Annotated in this window: 17 protein-coding genes; 10 read left to right on the top strand and 7 right to left on the bottom strand. The window is 50.6% G+C overall.

The genetic code is table 11. The features are described from left to right. Positions 1–9: 9 nt before the first annotated feature. Positions 10–351, bottom strand: coding sequence for a zinc ribbon domain-containing protein YjdM (locus Q8O77_RS01080; protein WP_305550848.1), 342 nt, complete (start codon positions 349–351; stop codon positions 10–12). Between the two features lie 196 nt (positions 352–547). Between Q8O77_RS01080 and Q8O77_RS01075 the strand changes: the two genes are divergently transcribed. Together Q8O77_RS01075 and Q8O77_RS01070 are read left to right on the top strand one after the other, a co-directional pair. Then, complete coding sequence (locus tag Q8O77_RS01075) at positions 548–1678, top strand: alanine--glyoxylate aminotransferase family protein (protein ID WP_305550846.1); 1131 nt, start codon at positions 548–550, stop codon at positions 1676–1678. 128 nt (positions 1679–1806) lie between these two features. Further along, the gene (locus Q8O77_RS01070; protein ID WP_305550844.1) at positions 1807–2046 is read left to right on the top strand and encodes a TIGR02647 family protein; all 240 of its coding nucleotides are present in this window, start codon (positions 1807–1809) and stop codon (positions 2044–2046) included. Here Q8O77_RS01070 and Q8O77_RS01065 read toward each other — a convergent pair. From Q8O77_RS01065 to Q8O77_RS01050, 4 genes are all read right to left on the bottom strand, one after another. Continuing rightward, positions 2020–3972, bottom strand: coding sequence for a DUF3488 and transglutaminase-like domain-containing protein (locus tag Q8O77_RS01065; protein WP_305550843.1), 1953 nt, complete (start codon positions 3970–3972; stop codon positions 2020–2022). The two genes, Q8O77_RS01070 and Q8O77_RS01065, sit on opposite strands and share 27 nt — an antisense overlap. Continuing rightward, complete coding sequence (locus Q8O77_RS01060; protein ID WP_305550841.1) at positions 3966–4919, bottom strand: DUF58 domain-containing protein; 954 nt, start codon at positions 4917–4919, stop codon at positions 3966–3968. Before Q8O77_RS01060 ends, Q8O77_RS01065 begins: the two co-directional genes overlap by 7 nt. Next, the gene (locus Q8O77_RS01055) at positions 4907–5815 is read right to left on the bottom strand and encodes a MoxR family ATPase (protein WP_305550839.1); all 909 of its coding nucleotides are present in this window, start codon (positions 5813–5815) and stop codon (positions 4907–4909) included. Before Q8O77_RS01055 ends, Q8O77_RS01060 begins: the two co-directional genes overlap by 13 nt. A 170-nt stretch (positions 5816–5985) precedes the next feature. Then, complete coding sequence (locus tag Q8O77_RS01050; protein WP_305550837.1) at positions 5986–8460, bottom strand: S8 family serine peptidase; 2475 nt, start codon at positions 8458–8460, stop codon at positions 5986–5988. A 328-nt stretch (positions 8461–8788) separates the two neighbouring features. Between Q8O77_RS01050 and Q8O77_RS01045 the strand changes: the two genes are divergently transcribed. Genes Q8O77_RS01045 through Q8O77_RS01025 form a run of 5 tightly spaced genes read left to right on the top strand, consistent with a single transcriptional unit; the run spans position 8789 to position 12270 of the window. Beyond that, positions 8789–9148: a curlin subunit CsgB gene (locus tag Q8O77_RS01045; RefSeq protein WP_305550835.1), complete on the top strand. Its 360-nt coding sequence runs from the start codon at positions 8789–8791 to the stop codon at positions 9146–9148. Between the two features lie 21 nt (positions 9149–9169). After that, on the top strand, positions 9170–10651 hold the full coding sequence (locus Q8O77_RS01040) for a hypothetical protein (protein WP_305550833.1): 1482 nt from the start codon (positions 9170–9172) through the stop codon (positions 10649–10651). Between the two features lie 60 nt (positions 10652–10711). Further along, positions 10712–11089: a curli production assembly/transport protein CsgE gene (locus Q8O77_RS01035; RefSeq protein WP_305550832.1), complete on the top strand. Its 378-nt coding sequence runs from the start codon at positions 10712–10714 to the stop codon at positions 11087–11089. 13 nt (positions 11090–11102) lie between these two features. Continuing rightward, positions 11103–11486, top strand: coding sequence for a curli assembly protein CsgF (locus tag Q8O77_RS01030; RefSeq protein WP_305550830.1), 384 nt, complete (start codon positions 11103–11105; stop codon positions 11484–11486). A gap of 1 nt (position 11487) precedes the next feature. Further along, positions 11488–12270 (top strand): CsgG/HfaB family protein, encoded by a 783-nt coding sequence (locus Q8O77_RS01025; protein WP_305550828.1) that lies wholly within the window; start codon positions 11488–11490, stop codon positions 12268–12270. Here Q8O77_RS01025 and Q8O77_RS01020 read toward each other — a convergent pair. Then, positions 12237–12914: a response regulator transcription factor gene (locus tag Q8O77_RS01020; protein WP_305550826.1), complete on the bottom strand. Its 678-nt coding sequence runs from the start codon at positions 12912–12914 to the stop codon at positions 12237–12239. The genes Q8O77_RS01025 and Q8O77_RS01020 overlap by 34 nt on opposite strands. Positions 12915–13054: 140 nt before the next feature. Here Q8O77_RS01020 and Q8O77_RS01015 point away from each other — a divergent pair, with 140 nt between their 5' ends. The 3 genes from Q8O77_RS01015 (at position 13055) to Q8O77_RS01005 (ending at position 16116) form a co-directional block, all read left to right on the top strand. Continuing rightward, entirely contained in the window at positions 13055–13531 is a 477-nt protein-coding gene (locus tag Q8O77_RS01015) for a low molecular weight protein-tyrosine-phosphatase (RefSeq protein WP_305550824.1), read from the top strand. A gap of 148 nt (positions 13532–13679) precedes the next feature. Continuing rightward, entirely contained in the window at positions 13680–15032 is a 1353-nt protein-coding gene (locus tag Q8O77_RS01010; RefSeq protein ID WP_305551690.1) for a class II 3-deoxy-7-phosphoheptulonate synthase, read from the top strand. A gap of 22 nt (positions 15033–15054) precedes the next feature. Further along, the gene (locus tag Q8O77_RS01005; RefSeq protein ID WP_305550822.1) at positions 15055–16116 is read left to right on the top strand and encodes a 2-dehydropantoate 2-reductase; all 1062 of its coding nucleotides are present in this window, start codon (positions 15055–15057) and stop codon (positions 16114–16116) included. Here the strand turns inward: Q8O77_RS01005 and Q8O77_RS01000 are convergent. Continuing rightward, positions 16113–16922: a pyruvate, water dikinase regulatory protein gene (locus Q8O77_RS01000; protein WP_305550820.1), complete on the bottom strand. Its 810-nt coding sequence runs from the start codon at positions 16920–16922 to the stop codon at positions 16113–16115. The two genes, Q8O77_RS01005 and Q8O77_RS01000, sit on opposite strands and share 4 nt — an antisense overlap. Positions 16923–16945: the final 23 nt, after the last annotated feature.

The following is a 16945-nucleotide window of genomic DNA, read 5'->3' as shown; positions in this document are numbered from 1 at the left end:
TGTACTTTTTTAGTCTTGTACCTTACGCACAAATTCCGATTTTAAGCTCATGGCGCCAAAGCCATCAATTTTGCAGTCGATATCATGATCGCCCTCTACCAGGCGAATGTTTTTCACCTTAGTGCCGATTTTTACTACCGACGATGAGCCTTTTACTTTTAAGTCTTTAATTACCGTTACCGTATCGCCATCCTGCAGCACATTGCCGGCGCTATCGCGAATTTGCTTGCTGTCTTGTGTGTCAACCGCATTGGCCGACCATTCATGGCCGCACTCCGGACACATTAGCAAGGCGCCGTCTTCATAGGTGTAAACAGACTGGCAGTTAGGGCAGGCGGGTAATGTACTCATAGCAGGGTTCCTGAAACAGCGCTTAAGCGCAAAAACGCGCATTATACCTCAGCCGGCGCGGCGGTGGCACTACTGATCCTTTGAACTATTAATCCTTTGAGCTATTGATCCCTTGAATAGCGGCAATAGCCGAACAATACTGGCATCAAAGCGTGATTTTGCTATGGTAAAGCAAAAATAACTGCACGGAGTTACTATGCAACAGGCACCGAAAATAGACGCATTTTTGCCACCACGCCGCATTTTAATGGGCCCGGGGCCATCTGATGTGCATCCGCAGGTTTTAGCTGCCCAGGCCAGGCCAACAGTCGGCCACCTGGACCCGCTGTTTATCGGCATGATGGATGAGCTAAAACAGCTGCTGCAGTATGCCTTTCAAACCCAAAACGACATGACACTGGCAGTATCTGCGCCCGGCAGTGCCGGTATGGAAACCTGCTTTGTTAATCTGTTGGAGCCCGGTGATACGGTAGTGGTGTGCCGTAACGGCGTATTTGGCGAGCGCATGCGCCAGAACGTGGAACGCTGTGGGGCCACCGCCATTATAGTAGACAATGGCTGGGGCGAGCCGGTAGACCCGGCAGCAGTGGAAACGGCATTAAAAGCCAACCCGCAGGCTAAGTATCTGGCCTTTGTGCATGCTGAAACCTCTACCGGCGCCTTGTCGGATGCGAAAACCCTGTGTGCGCTGGCGCAGCAATATGGCTGCTTATCTATTGTTGATGCCGTAACCTCGTTAGGCGGCGTTGAGCTGCGGGTAGATGACTGGGGTATTGATGCCATTTATTCCGGCAGTCAGAAGTGTTTATCCTGTGTGCCGGGTTTATCGCCGGTGTCATTTTCGCCCAAGGCGGTTGAGCGCATTAAAGCGCGTACGCGGCCGGTGCAAAGCTGGTTTTTAGATCAAAGCCTGGTCATGAGCTACTGGAGTGGTGGCGCCAAACGCAGTTATCACCATACGGCACCGGTTAATGCGTTATATGCCTTGCATGAGTCGCTGCGCTTGCTGGCTGGCGAAGGGCTGGAGCGAAGCTGGCTGCGGCATAAGCAAATGCATGAGCTGCTAAAACAAGGCTTAACCAATTTGGGGCTGGAGTTTGTTGTAGCAGAGCCGTACCGCTTGCCGCAGCTTAACAGTATATATATTCCGCAGGGCGTGGATGATGCTGCTATGCGCAAACAGTTGCTGGCGCAATACAACCTGGAAATAGGCGCCGGCCTGGGTGATCTGGCAGGTAAAGCCTGGCGCATCGGGCTGATGGGTTATGCGGCCCGGCGCGAGAATATCGCGCTGTGTATCAAAGCGCTAGAGGATGTTCTGCGCTAGCCTGCAGTGGTTACCATGGTAGAGGCCCGGCACGATACCGGGTTTTTACTGCGGTATTTTACATCAGCCCTTTGCTTTTAGGCTAAGGCCAGCTATGGTGAGTAAAACAACAGAGCAGGAACGCACCTATGCCAATATCACCGCAACTCAATGCTGAAATTCGCGTGTTAACCTTGTTTAATCTCGACAGTGCCATGGAAGGTATTAAGATCCACCAGTCCGCCGACGCCGAAACGCAACAGGCAATAAAACGGCTGTATGATAAAGGCCTGGTGTCGCAGGCCGATGGCGGTTACTTAACCGACTTGGGCATTCACTGTGCAGAGCATCTGCAAACCGCGCTACGCATTCTTAATACTGCTTCGTAATTGTTTTATTTGTTGCCGCCGGTGTTTAAGCAGTGCAGCCAACTGCATAAGCGCCTGCGGCCTGTCGGCATAAACAGCCTGCTCATACACATCTGCTAACTGCTGCAACCATTCGCGGTGTTGCGGTTGGCTTATGGCTAATTGCTGCAGATAAACAGAAAGCGGTTGCGAGGGAGTTTTAAGGAGCAAAACCGGCCGCAGAGCGCGTTGCAACAGCATTGTCGCCGGTGGTAATCCAGCCGGTACCCTGCGCTTAAGCAAATAGCTACCGGCAAACAGTAGCAACAGTGCCAATATAGCCGCTATGGTTGCGGCAATAGCCGGCAGTTGCTGTTTAAGTTGGCGCCACAACTGTTGCTGGCTATTGTCATTAAACCCCAATACCCAAACCGACCAGTAATAATCAAGATGCATTAATTGTTGCCGTGCCGCCTGTAAAAAAGCCAGTTGCCGCCAACCGGCATTGAGCAAGTCGCGCTGCGCTTGCGGTAAAACGGCATCCAGATCATTTAAAATGCGCTCCGGGGCGACAGCGGCGGTAGGATCAAATTGCTGCCAAACGCCGTTATCCAGATACTCTACCCAGGCATGCGCTTCCCGCTGCCTTACCGCCAGATAGTTTTGCTGCGGGTGCCATTGCCCACCCTGATAACCACCCACCACTCTGGCAGCGATGCCGGCAGCTCTGAGGATAACGGCAGTAGCGGACGCATAGTGGCTGCAAAACCCGGTACGGCTGTTAAACAGAAACTGATCTACGCTGTTTGCACCAGGCAATAATGGCGGCGTAAGGCTGTAGTAAAACGGCTGGCTGCGAAAGTGCTCTGTCAGCGCTTGTACCAACTGTGCCGGCTGCGGATATTGCTGCAATAACTCTGCGGCAAATTGTTTTGTTGCCGGATTGCCGGCACCCGGTGCCAGGTTAAGTTGTTGCTCCTGCGCTGACAGCAAAGCCGGCGGGCCATAAATACCGTTAACCTGATAACTCAGGCGCTGACTAACCGGTTTAGGGGCACTGATCAGGTCGCCGGCGTTTAGCCGCACGTTAGCGCTGGTGCTAAGTGGCCGTGCCAGAGCATACAGGCTGGTTTGCCGGCTGGCTTCGGCGATAACACGATAACTGAGTGTCGCTGTGTCGTTATCAGCCTCAGCAGATGGCGCGGTATAGCGTGCGGCTGTGCGAGGCAACGCAGCAACGTGCCAGCTGCGGCCGTCAAATTCTTCATATAGCCTGGCCCGCCAGTACAACTGCTGGCGTGGTGGTAAAGGGCCATCAAACTCAACCCGAAACGCCAGGCTGTCGTCCTGCACCAGTTTTTCAATACTGCCGGGGTCAATGCTGTCACCAAGCCCGGTGGCAGCTACATTAGCATCCGGAATTTGCCAGAAGGCCGGCAACCTGGGGAAGAGTAAAAACATCCCCAGCCACAGCGGTAAAATAATCAGCACAGCACGGCCGGTTTGCGGCCAGTTCAGCTGCGCGCCAGTCGGCGCGAACAGACGATAATGGCTGTATACATTGAGCAAAAAGACGCCAAACACCAGCATGGCAATGGCCATATCCTGATGCAGAATAAAACAACAGCCAATTAAGAAGTAATGCACCCACACTAATTGCCTGGCTTCATATAAATGCTGCAGTGCCAACAGCCTGGCCACCGCCGCCAGCAGCAGTATCTGTAACATAAAATGCAGCACGCCGGCCTGGCGCAGGTTAACAAATAAAGCAATGGCCACAACGCCGGCCAGCAGGTTAACCCATTTCAGGCTAAGCGTGGCCCGGTTACGCAGTACGCTATCAACACGATACAATAACAGCAGCAAAAACACGCCGATAATCCAGCCGCTAAAGGCTTGTTGCAGCAACAACAGTATGCCCAGCTGTAACCCGGCCCACAGCAATAAGACATTTTTTTGCTTTAACACAGGGCCAACTCCTGCAGGCAACGTTGCAGATGGGCTGCGCCGCAAGATTGCGGCAATGTCAGCCCGGGCAATTTTAACCCGTAGCGCTGTGCGGATTGCTCTAACGCCAGTAATTGCCAGGCGGCGTGACTCAGGCGGCGCTCTAAGGCTTCGCCGGTTGCCGGCGTCACCACCACCCAACACGGCTCAGCTTCGGGCGAAAACTGTTGCTGGCGTACCACCGGATTTTGCGGATCCCGTGCCAGCCGTTTCCAAACCATATGGCGCAGGCTGTCGCCACTGCGGTACGGCGCTAATATATCGCCGCTTTGTGTCTGCGGCTGCTGGCCGCTATCCGCTACCGGGCTATCGTCATGCTGTTGCAGCATTTTTTCGGCGCGCGGATACAGCCAATAATCTTGTGCCAGGGCAACATAGCTCCAGGCCCGCCATAAACCAAACGGATACTGGCTACTGATTTTAATACGTGGCAGCGCATATTTACCGCGCCGGCCCGCCGGCAACGGTAATGTCAGTTCAGCGCTCAGGCCCGGCATCAATACGCTGTGCTGTTGTTGCATAAAACTAAAATTCAGCATCAGGTGGGGTTTATCAGCACTGAGTTGCAGCACGGCATTAAGCTTCTCAGAGGCAAAGCCAGCCGGCGCAGTGCGGCATTGCAATGTTAAACCGCGCATATTCTGGTACACCAGCACTATGCTGAGCAAAAACAGGCTCAGCAGCAAGTAGCACAGTAGCAGGATCAGGTTATTCTGATAGTTAGTACCCAATAAATACAGCAGGGTAATCAGCAGTACAAACCACCAACCGTAACGGGTGGGTAAAATAAAAATCAGCTTTTGTACCAGGGTAACCCGGTCGGCCGGCGGTTGGCGTTTATCCAGATAGCGGCCGATAACAGCGAGGTATCGCTGGTACAACCGTTGTTTCAGGGTCAAATCGGACATGGCGTTTGTTGCAATAACATCTGACTTAAGCGGCTGTCCTGGGCAGCAGATGACGGATCCAGCCGGTGCTCAGCAACATAAGGAAACACTTGCTGCACATCTGCTGCGCTGACGTAGTCATGGCCGTTGATAAAGGCGAAAGCTTTAGCGGCACGTAACACGGCTTTTGATGCTCTGGGTGACAGCGGTAACATATCACTGCGATGGCGGCTGCTGTTAACCAGTGCCAGCAGATAATCAATTAAGGCATCGGAAGCCTTAACTTGCGGCACCTGCTGCTGCAGGGCACGCAGTTGCTCGGTATTCAGTTGCTCGCTTAGTAATTCCAGCCGTGAGCGGCTGCTGTCACGTTGTAATAACTGATGTTCAGCCTGATGATCAGGAAAACCCAACGATAACCTGAACATAAAACGGTCCAGTTGTGACTCCGGTAAAGCAGAAGTGCCGGCATGAAATAACGGATTCTGTGTGGCAATGACAAAGAAAGGTGTGGGTAGGGCGCGGGTTTCGCCATCAACAGACACCTGCTTTTCTTCCATGGCTTCGAGCAGGGCACTTTGTGTTTTCGGACTGGCGCGGTTTATCTCATCGGCCAGCAACACCTGGCTGAATACCGGACCGGCCTGGAAACGAAATTGCTGTGACCGGGCATCATAAATGTTTAACCCGACCAAATCGCCGGGCAGCAGATCGCTGGTAAACTGCACGCGGCGGTAACTCAGGCCCAGGCTATTGGCCAGTGCATGCGCTAAGGTGGTTTTACCCATGCCCGGTAAGTCTTCTAACAACAGATGACCTTCTGCCAGCAAACAGCACAGCGCTAAGCGGATCTGTTGCGGCTTGCCAAGGATCACCTGGTTTAAACTTTGTTCTACCTTGTGCAACTGTGTTAACACCTGAACTCCTTACTGCGTGCTCAGCCTGATGCTGAAATCGTTATTCGCGGTTTTTATTGTTGTTACGCGCCGGTTGTTTAATGGCTACCCGCTATAGTAGCGCCAGTCTTTGGAACTGCAACCATAAAAAAAGGCGGCCAAAGCCGCCTTCACCTCAAACTGAGCGGGGGTTAGAAATTCACCACCACATCAGCTGAACACGCATCGGTTGCGGTTAAACAAAGTTTGTATGTAACAGATACGGCTTGCGAGTTAAAGCGATCACGATAACGGCCGGTGTTATCCAGCGTATCGACCAACTGCCCGTCGCGATACAAATCCACCATAGCATCGGCACCGCTCCAGCGCAGGTCAACAATGGTTGAGCCGGTGCGGGTACGAATAGAGCGCAGCACGCTAAGGTCAATATTGCTGTCGGTCACGGTAACGGTTTGCTCTGCAGTATCGCTAAGCCCTGTCGCATCGGTGGTGGTTAAGCTGACATTGTAGCTGCCGGCGGCTGCATAGCTGTGTGTCGGGTTAGCATCAGCAGAGACATTGCCATCACCAAAATCCCAGCTCCAACTGCTGATATCGTCGTCAGCGTCTGTCGACATGTCACTGAAGTTAACGCTTAAACCAGAGGTGACAAAGCTGAAATCTGCTACCGGCGCTACCGGGCCCGGCGGTGTGCCATCATCCGATAATGCGGTTAATGTCAGATCCCAGCTGTTCAGCGTACCGGTATCCAGCCCGGCATTGTCTGATACCAGTAAGGTCCAGTCACCTTGCATGCTTTCGCCGTTAAAGCTGTCCAACTGCCAGTTTTGTACCAGATCATCTTCACTGCCACCGGTACGGTTATGCAGGGTATGCTCTGTTCCCTCCGGCGAACGCAGTTTAACAATTAAGTCACCACGCCAGGTGTGAGTGATGTTTACACCCACATCAGTACCAAATACATTACCTGCTTGCGGCACATTAATAACACTTTCTATACCGTCGGCAATGTTATCCGGGATATCCACCGGAGTAGTGTTGCTGTAAGGGTAATCTTGCAGCCCTTGTGGCAGCACACTCAGGCTGGCATTAACCGATTTTACCAGTTCGCCGCTGGCGGTGTCGGTACCTGTGATGGTGAACTGATAACTGCCCCAGGCCGTTTCAGCCGACGTAACCACATCCAGGGTTAACGTCTGGCCGGGTTGAGCGGTAGTGGCAGATAAGCTGACGCCTTCCAGTGCCGGTTGCACGTCTACGCTTAGCGCGACATCACCCATCCAGTCGGCAATATTGCCGATATCCAGCGTATATTGTGCAGCATCGCCGGCGGTGATCTGTTGCGTGCGTGGTGTCAGCGTCAGTTTAAACGATGGCGTAGGATCCGCTTCAACCATGGCATTTACCAGATTAACGCGTTTACCGGAAACGGTTTTGCCTTCCAACGCCGGCAAGCTGTCGCCTGAGTCCATCAGAATAGTTTTCATTTCTGAGGGCGTAATCTCCGGATTTACTGACCACAGCAAAGCTGCAGCACCTGCAACGTGTGGCGATGCCATAGAGGTGCCGGAGTATGTGGCGTAGCCGCCGCCAGGGATAGTGGACAAAATAGCGGAGCCTGGTGCACCTAAATCAACAGATGTTAGGCCGTAGTTGGAAAAGTCTGACATATTGTCATTTCTGTCGGTAGAGGCAACAGAGACAATTACGTCGAGATCGTAGGCAGCAGGGTACATAGGCGCTGCATCTGCATCGCCACCGTCATTACCTGAGGCGGCAATAAACAGAATACCGGCATCGCCACCGGACTGAATCGCAGCGCGCAGGGTTTCAGAAAAGCCACCACCGCCCCAGGAGTTGTTAGTAGCCTTTATATCGACACCATGGTTCAGCTTTAAATCGGTAAAATAGTTGATACATTCAATAGCGCCGGCTGTGCTGCCGCCGGTTGGGCCAAGGAATTGACACGGCAGCAGGGTAACATTCCAGTTTACGCCAACCACACCGGTGCCGTTATTGCCCGAAGCGCCGATAGTACCGGCCACATGGGTACCGTGGCTGTCACTGTCCATTGGGTCTTGTTCAGCATTTAACGTCGAGTAGCCGTAGGTACTGCCCGGTAAACTGCCCGGATTCACCCAGCGGTTATCAATCAGATCAGGGTGGTTATAATCCATGCCGGTATCAATAACACCGATGATGATGTCATGGCTGCCGGTAGAAATATCCCAGGCATCAACCGCTTTAATATCAGCACCGGCAGTACCACCGCTTTGACCGGTATTGTGCAGACCCCACAGCTCGCCAAAGCTTGGATCATTGGGCGTTGCCAGTGCTTTTACCGGGTAATCGGGCTCTGCGACTTCAACGGCAGGATTTGCCGCCAGCTTTTTAATCAAATGATCGCGGTCCACGCCCTTGGGCACCTTAACTTTAACAATGCGGCCATCAGCCACATAACGCATCTTCATATCACGACCCTGCGCATCTAACTGGCGCAGGCTGGCACCTTGTTGCGTAATCAGTTGCTGGCGTTCTTGTTTGGATACGCCGGGTTTAAACATCACGAGGATAGAATCTTCAGTACCTGTACTGGTATTGGCTACTGCACCGGCAGAAACCAGAGCCGTCGCTACGGCAAGGGCAATAAGTGTTTTATGAGTCATAACTGTCCCTAATTTAACTAATTGTTAATCATATGCTTACTTTTTAGCACAATTAGGGATAGCACGGATGTTAACTTTATATAAACTTATTTTAAAAAATAGCCCTAAAGTCTTAGTTGCTTTGGTGGGGGTTTTGTTAATTAAAACTCATAAGATGATGATTTTAAATGCTTGAAACATTTACAGCTAATTAATAACTAATTAGTAAAATAGCTGTTTTTTCCTATTGCGGCTTTCTGTTAGTGCTTTAGCCTAGCTTTTGTAACAACAGTGAAAGGGAATAGCGGTGTTTAATGTTACTAAATGGCTACTGATATTTGGCGTTGTAATGAGCTCAGCTACCGCAGTAGCGGATGTCTCTGTGCAAATTACATCGTTGCTGGAGCGCCATGCGCTGGCAAACGGTGTTGATATAACCCAGCTTGGTGATCTTAACGTTGCTGATGTCACTCAATCCGGTAACGGCCATTACGCAGTGTTACTGCAGCAGGGCGTGTTAAATCAAATTTTGCTGCAACAAAGCGGCATGGGGAATCAAGCCGAACTGCGCCAGTTTGGCAATAACAATTCAGCTCAGATCATTCAAAGCGGTACCGATAATTTGATCCGGGTTGAGCAGTGGGGTAACCGGCATTTTTCCATTGAGCAGTCCGGTGTCGGTGCAGAAATTTCGATTGTTCAATACTAATAATGAGTTAGGGAGAATTTTATGAACGTAACATTTCCACGTAAACATATTTTGGGGTTAGCTATCGCGCTGGTTGTCAGCGGCCCGGCATTAGCTGTCAGCAATGAAATTGTGATTAATCAAACCTCTGCCGTTGCGGCTGTTAGCGGCAACCTGGCTGAAGTGACACAAAGCGGCGAGATAAGTTTGATCGCTATTGATCAAAATGGTGATGCCAACAGCAGCGCTGTTACTCAGGACGGTGTCTGGTTAGAAGCCTACAACTTTATTGCCGGTAACGGTAACCAGGTGCGTACAGAGCAATTAACCGATTGGCATATTGCTTATATCGACATTGCCGGCGATGACAACACTGTTACCGTTAGCCAGGATGGCTTTTTTAACCAGGCCGAAGCGATAATCAGCGGCAATACCAATGATGCTGCCGTGCTGCAAACCGGTGATGTTAACGAAGTTTTTGTTAACCTGTCAGGTGATTTTAACCTGGTTGAAATAGAGCAGCAGGGTATGGCGAACTGGAGCAATGCCGGTTTTAGCGGCAATGACAACAGCTTATTCAGCGTGCAGGTAGGTGATAACAACGAATCCGGCATGTTTAACTTAAGCGGTAACCGTAATGCCTTTGAAGCAGAGCAAACAGGTAATGCCAACGTAGGCGGTATTGTCGGTTTAACCGGTGACAACAACAGCTTCTTCGTATCACAACAAGGCGATAGTAACGTATTTATTGCTTATGATGTTGCCGGCAATGACAACCTGATTGATGTGATGCAAGATGGTAACGGCAACCAGTTTTTACTGGACCCGCTGGCCGGTGAGCAAAACCTGGTGTTAATTGACCAGCGTGGTGACGGTAACCTGGTAGAGGCACCCATTGGCCTGATAGGTAATGATAACCAGATAGATGTGTGGCAAAACGGTAACCTGAACAGCGCTGTATTTGCAACCGACGGCGATGGCCATAATGTTGAGATCCGCCAAAACGGTGATGGCAATATCAACGAAATGATCCTGATAGGTGATGCTAACGTTGGCACTATATACAGCCGCGGCGATAACAATATTGCCGGTGTTGGTTTGGTTGGCGCAGGCAACATTGCCGATGTACAGCAGTTTGGTGACGAAAACTATGCCGTGGTTGATGTTATGGGTGATACCAATGACATCTATGTTGACCAATCCGGCATGGCTAATGAAGTGTTGCTGACCAGTGATGTAGTGGTATCGGCCAATACTATTGCCATTGAACAGAATGGTGATATTAACCTGGTTGATATTCTGGTATCCGGTAACGGTAACAGCTTAGATATTCTGCAAGACGGCAGCGGTAACTGGGTAGCCGGTGACGACGGCTATTTTGCCCTCGCTGGTAACGACGGTTTGGTATCCATTGTGCAACAAGGTAATGATAACCTGGTATTAGGTGGTCAAGCCGGTAGCGGTAACCTGATGTCTGTAACACAGACCGGTGATTATAACACCGCCATTGTTGTGCAAAACTAAGCTTGAGGTCAGCGCCGGCGCAAAGTGCCGGCGCTGACCGTTTTTCAGGTAAGCAATGAAATGAAGTTTATCGCCACACTGTTGTTACTCTGTTGCTCCGCTATCGTGCCGGCGACAGATATTGAATTGGGTGGTTTGGTACTGGACCGCACTATTTCCCGCTTCGGTAAAGATTTCACGTTTTATTACTCCGGCTACTGGCGTGATATGCCGTCCACCGACGGTATCACGGTAGTGATCTATGAGCAGGTGTATCCTCAGGCCGGCACTTTTCTTTGGGTAGAAATGAACCAGACCCGGGTGTATCAAACCTATTTTGGCCGGCGTTATAACGACGTTAAACAAATGGCTGAGCAAGCCGTAATATTGAGCATTAATGAACTGGCTAATATTCAAACCGGCAAAATGCTGGGTGAACAGCTGGCTGACAAGTTGTAAAGGAATAATAATAATGAAGCTGATGTCGCTGATAGGGCTGCTGTGCTGCAGCACTGCTTACGCTACCGAGTTGGTGTATACGCCGATAAACCCCAGTTTTGGCGGTAATCCGTTAAACGGCAATTTTCTGCTGCAAAAAGCCCAAAGCCAAAATGATCACAGCGCTGATCAAGACGGCTTGTCTTTTGTCGACAAGTTTCAGGACGCGCTGGAGCGTAACATTATTAACTCGTTAACGCGGCGCATTGCCGATGGCGAGTTAGTTGAAGGTGTGTATAACACCGGCGAGTTTATGGTGGAAGTCAGCGGCGGAGCCGATGGCAGTGTGGTGGTGCACATTACCAACCTTAACAGTGGTGAAGTTACCGTTATTACCATACCGGCTATCGGAGGCTAAGATGAAGTACTTAATATTAGCTGCCACTATGCTGCTAAGCAGTTGCTCATTGCTGCCAAAGCCACAACTTAATATCTCCGGTGCTGCCATCGATAGCGTCAGCCCGTTAATGCAAAATCTGCAACAACAGGGTAAACCGCGTACGGCTATTCCGGTGTCAGTGTATGCGTTTCGCGACCAAACCGGACAATACAAACCCCAGGCTAATGTGTCGAGCTTCTCTACTGCAGTAACCCAGGGCGCCACTTCAATGCTAACGCAAATTTTGCTTGATAGCGGCTGGTTTGCGCCACTGGAGCGCGAAGGCTTACAAAACCTGCTGACTGAGCGCAAAATTCACGGTTCGAATAAAAAAGCCGCAGAGTTACCGCCACTGAAGGAAGCACGTTTACTGTTTGAAGGCGGCATTATCGGCTATGAAACAAATTTAACCACCGGCGGTATTGGCGCAGAGTATTTCGGTATCGGCGCCTCAGAGTTGTATCGTGAAGATCAGGTCACCGTTTATCTGCGGGTGATAGATGTTTATACCGGACAAGTACTGTTATCTGTATCAAGCAGCAAAAAAGTGTTTTCGCAAGAGCTACGGGCCGGCCTGTTCCGTTATGTGTCGCTTAACCGTTTGCTGGAAGCAGAAGGCGGCTATTCGACTAATGAGCCGGTGCAGTACTGCGTGAAGCAAGCGATAGAAGCGGCGTTAGTCGAGTTAGTTGAACAGGGCCAGCAGCGTGGCTTTTGGCGCGCAGATGATCAAGCCAGTTTAAATAATGGTGGTGTTTCCTGACGTACCGGCTGCTGCAGCCAACGCAGCAGCTCTACTCTGTTACGCGCTTTGGTTTTGCGAAAGATAGACGACAAATGCGCCTTTACCGTATGGGCGCTGATGTTTAAACTTTCGGCAATCTCTTTGTTGCGGGCGCCTTCAGCCACCAGTTGAATAATGCGTTTTTCCTGCCGTGTTAGTAAATTGTTGTCCGGTACAGCCAATGCGTCGGTGCTGCTTAACAACTTTTGTTGCAGCATTTGGTCAACCAACTCCGACATAATGCTACGCGCGTAATACAGCTGGCCGGCCATCATGGTTTTTAATGCCGTTAGTACGCGGTCCAGTTGTTCATCACGAAAAATCACGCCGCGAATGCCGGCACACAGTGCCTGGTTCGAATCCAGCAAACTGCGTTCAGCCTGAAACAGAAACAGTGGTGCTTTGCGCAACAAATATTGCAACTCTGTCGACAGGCCTTTTTTGTTTAAATCAGAGTTGGCGTAAGGGCAAGCCAGTAACACGCCGGATTTTAGCGGTGTACCGTACAATACGGCATTTTTACTCTGCTGTTGTACGTTAATACCTATAGATTGTGCCAACAGGGTAAGATTATGCAATGACTCTTGTTCTGAGAGTACGATAAGTTTAGTAAACTTATCCATCAGTTGTGCTCCTGCGTACTGCTGATGTGGCGAAAAGTGGGTTCTGCTTATACTGTACCTGACAGTGTTGAATTGCAACCATTTAACGTGCCGTTTATAACGTGCTGACACCACAGCTTAATTTATCAACCGGAGCCTGTATGGCAATAAAACTGTTATTGGTTTGTTTAGGTAATATTTGCCGCTCGCCAACGGCGCACGCGGTAATGCGGCAAAAAGCCGGCCACAGTGGCCTGCAAATAGAAATTGAATCGGCCGGTACCAGCGCATCACATCGCGGTGCGCCACCGGACAGCCGCTCAGTGCGCGAAGGCGCTGCAGCCGGTTATGATTTTGGCGGCATTGTCTCGCGGCCGGTGTCCGACAGTGATTTTGCCTATTACGACCTGATATTGGCGATGGATAACGACAATCTGGCCGAATTAAAGCGGCGTTGTCCTGCCGCGCTGCAACATAAACTGCAGTTATTTATGCAATATCATCCGTCTTATCCGACATACAGCGAAGTGCCGGATCCCTATTATGGCGGCAGTAAAGGCTTTGCTTTGGTGTTGCAGTTGATAGAGCAGGGCTGTGATGGCTTGTTGGCGCAGTTGAAACAGGCCGATAAGGTGTAAATTAACCACAATTTCCGGCATTAGTGGCGAAATATTCAACGCTTTGCTGCGAACTGAAGAAATTGTCATAAATTATGCCAAAGCCGGCATTGAATTTACGTCCGGAAGTCTATAACTTGCTTGGCAGATAATCAGACATAGGAAAATCATCGTGACCACCTGGACGCCTCAAAGCTGGCGCAGCTTCCCGATCCAACAGCAACCTGGCTACAACGATCGGGATTTATTGCATCGTGTTGAACAGCAATTACATAAATATCCGCCACTGGTATTTGCCCAGGAAACGCGGGATCTGTTTAGCCAGCTCGGTCAGGTTGCAGAAGGTCAGGGCTTTTTACTGCAGGGTGGCGATTGCGCCGAAAGCTTTAACGATTTTAATGCGCCGAAAATCCGCGACACTTTTAAAGTATTGCTGCAAATGGCGGTGGTGTTAACCTTTGCCGGTGGTTTACCGGTAGTAAAGGTTGCGCGTATGGCCGGGCAATATGCCAAACCGCGTTCCAGTGATCTGGAAACCATTGATGGTGTGTCACTGCCCAGTTATCGTGGTGACATCGTTAACAGCTTTGAGTTTACTGAAGCGGCAAGGCTACCGGATCCAAACCGGTTAACCACGGCTTATCATCACTCTGCTGCAACGCTGAATTTACTGCGCGCTTTTGCCCAGGGCGGGCTGGCCGATTTACATCAGGTGAGCAAGTGGAACATGGGCTTTGTCGAGTCTAATCCACTGAAAGATCGCTATCAGGATGTCGCCCAGCGGATCCAGGAAGCACTGCGCTTTATGGAGATTTGCGGTATCACCGGGCAGAATTCACCCTCTATCCGTGAAACCCAGCTGTATACCTCGCACGAAGCCTTGCTGCTGAACTACGAAGAGGCCTTAACGCGGCGTGATTCATTAACCGGCGACTGGTACGACTGCTCGGCGCATATGGTATGGATAGGCGAGCGCACACGCCAGCTGGATCATGCGCATATCGAATTTTTCCGCGGCATTCATAACCCGGTAGGTGTAAAAGTGGGCCCTGGCATGCAGCCGGACGACTTGATCCGCCTGATTGATGCCCTTAACCCGAATAATGTGGCAGGGCGCTTAACCCTGATCACACGGATGGGAGCAGATAAACTGGCAGATAAACTGCCGGCACTGGTACGACGCGTGCAACAGGAAGGCCGTAAAGTGGTGTGGAGCTCAGATCCGATGCACGGCAATACGGTAAAAGCCAGCAACGACTATAAAACCCGCGACTTCGAAGCTATTTTGCGTGAGATCCGCAATTTTTTCGCCGTGCACAAGGCAGAAGGCAGCCATGCCGGTGGTATCCATCTGGAAATGACCGGAGAGCATGTTACTGAATGTACCGGCGGTGCTTATGGTTTAAGTGAGCATGATTTGGGTAAACGTTACTTTACCCAATGCGATCCGCGCTTAAATGCTGACCAGGTACTGGAATTAGCCTTTCTGATTGCCGATACTCTACGCACTGCGCGTAAATAATCACGCGCTCAAAGGAGCGTAAGTGTTATCAGAACAGGCGAAAGACGCTGGCCGGCACTCCACTGCCGGCCAGCGTTATTGTATTGGTATAGTGGGGGCCGGCAGCATAGGCTGTTATCTGGGTGCGCATTTATGTCAGGATAATGCGCTGGAAGTAAAATTCTTCGGCCGTGAAACCATGGCATTAGAGTTGGCTGCCCATGGCTTAAGCGTCACTTCGTTTGACCATCACACCTATTTTGCCCAACCGGTGGCATTTTACAGCTCACTTAACAGCTTAATTGAATGCGATGTTGTGCTGCTTACCGTAAAAGCTACCGCTTTAGTGCCTATGCTGACGCAGTTAAAACGCTTTTTACGGCCTGAAGTGCCGGTGGTGGCAATGCAAAACGGCATAGGCATTGGTGAAATGCTCAGCCAGGATTTAGCCAACCCGGTACTGCGCGCCATAGTGCCGTTTAATGTGGTGAAAAACCGTGCCGGCCAGTTCCATCGTGCCAGCGGCGGCGCTATTGTTTGGCAGCAGAGTGACCATGCTGCCGTTAATTACATTATTAACGCCTTTGAGCAGTTAAAATTGCCGGTGCAGCTATGCGATGATATTACCGCCGCCGAATACGGCAAGCTGCTGCTGAACTTAAATAATGCCTTAAATGCCATCAGCAATCTGTCGCTGCAGCAACAACTGCTGGATCGTAATTGCCGTTTGCTACTGGCGGCGGCTATGCAGGAATGGCTGCATATATGCCGCAAAGCCGGCATAAAGCCGGTGTCCTACACTGGTTTGCCGAACGCATTATTACCCTGGTTTTTACGCCTGCCAACAGCGCTATTTCGTCTTGCGGCCGGCAGCATGCTGGAGATAGATGAGCAGGCGCGCTCTTCTATGTGGGATGATCTTCAGGCGAAAAAGCGCACCGAAATCATGTTTTTAAATGGTGCGGTGGTGCGGATGGGGCAACTGTATCAGCTGCCGGCACCGGTCAATACGCTGTTGGTTGAACAGATAAAACGGCTGGAAAGCGGCGAAGCCGCGCCACTGTCGATTAACGATATAATGCAACACGCCGGCTTAACCTCTTAATACTTATGCCGCTTCAGCCCGGTTTTGGCGATGATTTTCGCTGAAATCTCTTCTATTGATAAATGTGTTGAGTTTAAGTACGGGATTTGCTCGCGCAAATACAAATTTTCAACCTCTGCCAGCTCCAGCTGACACTGGCGCAATGACGCATAGCGGCTGTTGGCACGGCGCTGTTCACGAATTTGACTTAACCGCTGCGGCGTAATCGTTAAGCCAAACAACTTCTCTCTGTTGTGGCGTAATACATCAGGTAGCTGCAGCTGTTGCATATCCTCTTCGACAAAGGGGTAGTTTGCCGCTTTAATACCATACTGCAGCGCCAGATACAGGCTGGTTGGGGTTTTACCCGAGCGGCTTACGCCCACCAGAATGATATCGGCCTGGGCAAAGTTTTTCAGATTAGAGCCATCGTCATTGGCCAGCGCAAAATTGACAGCATCGATGCGAAAGTCATAGCTTTTCTCGTGCATGCTATGGGTGCGGTGGGTTTTTGGTACCGGCGCTACCCCCAGCTCGCGCTGAATAGGTTCAACAAAGGTATTAAGGAAGTCATAGCAGACGCCATTACTGCTGTTAATAATCTGCCGTAACTGGTCATCAACAAAGGTTTGGAAAATCAGCGGCCGTTGTCCCGTTGTTTTATAACGATCGTTAATACGCTGCTTTACCTGCTCGGCCATATCGCTGGTTTCGACAAACGGGATGGTAACATGCTCAAATTCTGCAGGAAAAAGAGTAAGTAAGGCATGGCCAAACACTTCTGCGGTAATAGCGGTTCCATCTGAGATATAAAAGGCTGTGCGCACCGGTTACTCCGTTTTGTCGTTAT

The sequence above is a fragment of the Rheinheimera sp. genome (assembly GCF_030690345.1).
GTDB lineage: Bacteria > Pseudomonadota > Gammaproteobacteria > Enterobacterales > Alteromonadaceae > Alishewanella.
The sequence above is the reverse complement of the archived record's forward strand: the minus strand, read 5'-3'. Positions and strand labels throughout refer to the sequence as shown.